General features: G+C 68.9%; 5 protein-coding genes. 3 read left to right on the plus strand and 2 right to left on the minus strand.

Going from position 1 to position 4212, the window contains the following annotated elements; translation table 11 throughout:
* Positions 1 to 96: 96 nt before the first annotated feature.
* From JNW89_RS29455 to JNW89_RS29465, 3 genes are all read left to right on the plus strand, one after another.
* Positions 97 to 1125 carry a hypothetical protein gene (locus JNW89_RS29455; RefSeq protein WP_238451575.1) on the plus strand — a complete coding sequence of 343 codons (1029 nt, stop codon included), beginning with the start codon at positions 97 to 99 and terminating at the stop codon, positions 1123 to 1125.
* Positions 1126 to 1254: 129 nt separating this feature from the next.
* A complete protein-coding gene (locus JNW89_RS29460; protein ID WP_238451576.1) occupies positions 1255 to 1845 on the plus strand; it encodes a hypothetical protein in 591 nt (196 codons plus the stop codon).
* 168 nt (positions 1846 to 2013) lie between these two features.
* A complete protein-coding gene (locus JNW89_RS29465; protein ID WP_238451577.1) occupies positions 2014 to 2466 on the plus strand; it encodes a hypothetical protein in 453 nt (150 codons plus the stop codon).
* 527 nt (positions 2467 to 2993) lie between these two features.
* On the opposite strand, the gene JNW89_RS29470 is transcribed toward JNW89_RS29465, so the two are convergent.
* A complete protein-coding gene (locus tag JNW89_RS29470) occupies positions 2994 to 3281 on the minus strand; it encodes a hypothetical protein (RefSeq protein WP_238451578.1) in 288 nt (95 codons plus the stop codon).
* 383 nt (positions 3282 to 3664) lie between these two features.
* Complete coding sequence (locus JNW89_RS29475; protein ID WP_238451579.1) at positions 3665 to 3946, minus strand: hypothetical protein; 282 nt, start codon at positions 3944 to 3946, stop codon at positions 3665 to 3667.
* Positions 3947 to 4212 lie beyond the last annotated feature (266 nt).

Below are 4212 nucleotides of genomic sequence, written 5' to 3' on the forward strand. Positions count from 1 at the left end.
CGCGTGCCGCCTGAGCGCGCCCCGCGCACCGACAATCTGCCCCGTGGCAGCGGCGACGCGCCAGCCGCCGCTGCCCCCGACCTCCTCGGAGGGACCGTGAGTTTCCGTACCGAGTCGACCCTCGCCGGCTATGCCCGCGCGGCAGTGGACCTGCGCCTGCGCATGACCGAATACTCCCGTAGCCGATTCGCCCAGCAGTACCTGCGGGCATTCCTCGAACCCCGCCTCGACCACGACCCCGACTATCCCGCCCGGCACAGCGACGTGCTGGGCGCGTTCACCCGCGTCGCGCACGAGCCGTGGCAGCACGGCGAGCCCTACGTCCTCGCCCCGGCCATGACCGCGATCATCGCCGCCGCCGCGCAAGCCCTCGACCTCACCGGCGACGTCGTCGGCAACGACGTCGCCCCCAGCGACGCCGGGGTGCTGTTCCTGCCCGAACCCATCTACGAACGCGGCGTGCACGGCGAGGTCACGTCCATCGGCGCCATCACCTGGGCCAAATGGCACAACACCGGCAGCGGCCGGACCGGTTGGTGGATCACCGGGTGGGCAGACCGCGACGACCCGCTCGACCCCGCCGCCGTCCGCCGCCGCCAGCAACTCGCCGAAGCGCCGGACCTCGCCGCGCAGTTCGGCCCCTACGTGCTGAACTCCTTCGCCGAGATCCCCATCGGCACCCCCATCGCCGCCATCGGAAAGGACCACCAGCCGGTCGACGGTGACTGGGAGTCCGCCCCGGACGGCCGATTCTGCATCGACGAGTCGACGCTGCGGATGAGGGCCGTCGCGGCGGTGCTCTACGCGTTCTGGCGCATCCAGGAACAACCCATCGCCACCGTCGCCGCCCCGCCGCTGGACCGGCCCGCCCGCCGCCGCGCGCTACGCGCCAGCCTCCGCCACGACACCCGCGTGGTGATGCTGCGACGCACCAACCCCGTCGCCGAACCCACCGACGGGGAAGCGAAGTGGCACTACCGCGTCCGATTCCTCGTGCGCGGGCACTGGCGACGCCTCGTCAACCCCGACGGGCAGCCCTACCGCATCTGGATCCACTCCTACATCAAAGGCCCCGACGGAGCGCCGCTGCTCCTCGGCGACACCGTCGCCGTCCTCGCCCGCTAAGCCAAGCCGCCGACCGCGTCCCACGCCCGTCTTGCCAACTCGGTTCACGCCTCGGTCCTGGCCCGGCTTAGTGGCACCTGCGGCCCACCGTCCATCGAGTCCTTGACCGCCCGTCAGAAAGCCCATCCGATGCTCAACACTGACTACCCCTTCGACGTCGCCAACCGTGCCTACCAGCGGTTCCTCACCCTCACCAGCGACCACTTCGAAGTCGTCGGCTGGGACAACGCCACCACTGGCCGACCCGCCATGATCACCCTGATCGACATCGGCAGCCGGGATGCGTTCACCTTCGCCCTGCTCGACACCGTCGAAGACCGTCAACCCCACGCCCTGCTCGCCGCCACCACCACCGCAATGTCGCTGCACGGCCCCATCCCCGGCCGTGCCGCAGCCGCCGACTACGCCCCCCACCTGGCGATGCACGACGCCGACATCGCCGCCACCACACCCGTGGCCCTGCACCACCCCAACCAGCCGCACATCAGCCCCGACGAGTGGCTGAGCATCCCGCCCGCTATTGCGGCAGCCGCCCGCACCAGCACCCTCGACAGCACAGCTTTCGCGCTGGTCCTCCTCGACCGTGACCGCACCCAGCTCACCGTGGTCGGCCCCTTCGCCAGCATCAGCCAGGCCGAAGCCTGGCAGCCCGCCGCCGACGGCTGGCCGCCCGTCGACCGGCTCCTCGTCGCCGTCCACCCGCCCGCCGCGCACACCTGACCGGATCGGGCCAGACACATTTGGCTCCGCCCAACGGCGCGGCTGGTCTGGCCGCTCCTGCCCTCAACCACCGCCAGACGCGGTCTGCCCGCCCTCGCTCACCCCGACATGCCCCGGGGGGGCGTCGCCTATGGCGGCGCCCCCTGCCCACATGCAGCAGGAGAAATCATGAAACGTTGGTCCGAGCCCGACGAGCCCGACGAGCTCAACAAGCCCGCCAGTGCTGGCCTCAGCGTCGGCGACCCCGACCTCGGTAAGTCGCGGCTGCTGTCGCGGCAGTGCGACACCTGCGTGTTCGCCCTCGGCAACAAAATGCATCTCGCGCCAGGCCGGCTGCGCGACCTTGTCGCCGAAGCCCGAGCCCGCGAGTCGTTCATCGTCTGCCACTCGACACTGCCCCACTACAAGCACCCCGACGCGCAGCCCGCGATCTGTCGCGGCTTCGCCGACCGCTACCGCACCCAGGCACTGCGACTCATCGAACGGCTCTTGGGCTTCATCGAGGTCGACCCGCCGCAGGGCGACCCGCAGCCCGCCACACCCGACAGCGCCGCGCCATCACCACAGCACCCCGACAAATCAGACCCTGCACCAATCCAAGCTCGGCCGTCGGCAACCTGAGCCAACCAGCTACCCGAACTGATGCCAGCAATGCCCGGCGTCTCCGCTTGCGGGTGCTACCTCGCCGAGCAGCCACACCGCTGGCAGCAGCGGCCAATCAGGGGGGCGGGTTTTGCTACGACTACGTTCTGGCCCGGCACGTGTCGGCGTACGGGCCAACGCGCCCAACGGGACCCGACCGTGCACAGGTCCATAACGACGCTCAACGACTGATCCCGGAGGTCCGGCACCCTGCCTCGATCCGGCCATCGACTTCGACGACTATCGCTGTCCGAGTCGAGCCGAGATCGTGATAGCTGGGGGTGACTTGCCTTGGCGCCCGAACCGCCCGCATCGCGGCTGATCAGTACACCTGACCTTCGTCGATGCCCAGCCACCGGTCAGGTAATGCGCCCGGCGGCTATCCGAACGCATTGACATCGACAGGGTTGCATGCCGTCCCTCTCCAGCGGCGCCGGCTACTTCTCCCTCGCCCGGGCCGCCCGCTGCTGGCTGCCGGGTGCCGTCGGTGGCGATCAGTTTCCTGATCAGAAGGGGGGCGCGTCCTCGCCCATCAACGCCAGCACGACGCCTCCCTTCCCGCGCTTGAGGCTCTGGACCACGACCTTGCCGGTGCTACCGTCGGGCAGCTCCAACGTAAGGGTCTTCCCAACCGCGTTCTTGGGGCCATTGCCGGCGCTGTTGGCGGGTCGGAAGTCGCCTGCCCACGGCGGAATCCCACCCTTGCGGGCGGGCTCGACGAAGAGCGCGGCGGTGCCGGGGGTCCTGGTGCCGTCCGAGGAGAGAAGCACTGAGGCGCTGCGATAGGTAGCCATATACAGCAAGGCTATCCCGGACTGCGCTCGTTTGCGCCACGACAACTGCGCCGTGACACAAACGGCCACGGGGAGGGATCTTGATCTGCCCCCATCCCTTGGGTTGACCGTGCTGGCCGCGGCCCGAGCTAGACCCCGGTCGCTGAACCTGCAGCATCGGCGGCCAACAGCCCGCCGGCTCGGCCGACCTCTCGCCACCGCGTCCGCGCTTGCACGCACCAGGCCCAGACGCCTCCGAGGTTGTCGGCGCGCACGATCGGCGGCATGAGAGTTAACGGTTCCTGGCAGAGTCTCCCGATCAACACGGTCCTGCCCTCGTCGCTGCGTCAGAGCAGAGTGACCGCGTCGCGGCGGCGATGTAGCGGCGGCCGTGCGGCGCACGATCAGAATGGTGCGGGTCCGCGGCCTGCCAACGACACCAACACCTGCGTGGCGAGTAGCTTGCGTATGCCGGTGACGGCGACTGTCCCCATCCGATCGTAGGGCAGTTCCAATTGCAGCCCTTCGACTGCGTTGCGAAGGTCTGTCGTGATCTCGTCCGGACGGAACGTGCCGCCCCAGCCGTTGAGTCCTCCGCGCTGGTTGGTACTGAGGGAAGCCATGCCGGATATGCATGCGCCGTCGACCAGGATCAGCCTCGCAGGACCCGAGTAGGTCGTCGTCATAGTCATCAACCCTTCAGGATGTAACGCCGTGCACCCCGGGTCCCGGCTGTCTGACAGTCATCAGGAGGCGAGGCGTCGAGTCCGACCATGGTGTGCTCCACCTGGACCGCGACCGTACGTGCCTCGACCGTCAGGGCGGCGGCGATGCGGAATTCGGCCCGTTAGCGATAAAGATCGATGTCCGCGTCTGTCTGTTTCATGAGCCAGAGGCGCGACTTGGGCCAGCTGACAGTCGGCCTGGGCAGACTAGTGTTCTGTCTCAGTTT

This window comes from Micromonospora sp. 4G55 (genome assembly GCF_016803375.1).

What these genes read in the sequence shown, in the direction of transcription:
- JNW89_RS29460 (WP_238451576.1), top strand. Translation starts at nt 1,255, where the DNA reads ATGCTCAACACTGACTACCCCTTCGACGTCGCCAACCGTGCCTACCAG.
- JNW89_RS29465 (WP_238451577.1), top strand. Translation starts at nt 2,014, where the DNA reads ATGAAACGTTGGTCCGAGCCCGACGAGCCCGACGAGCTCAACAAGCCC.
- JNW89_RS29470 (WP_238451578.1), bottom strand. Translation starts at nt 3,281, where the DNA reads ATGGCTACCTATCGCAGCGCCTCAGTGCTTCTCTCCTCGGACGGCACC.
- JNW89_RS29475 (WP_238451579.1), bottom strand. Translation starts at nt 3,946, where the DNA reads ATGACGACGACCTACTCGGGTCCTGCGAGGCTGATCCTGGTCGACGGC.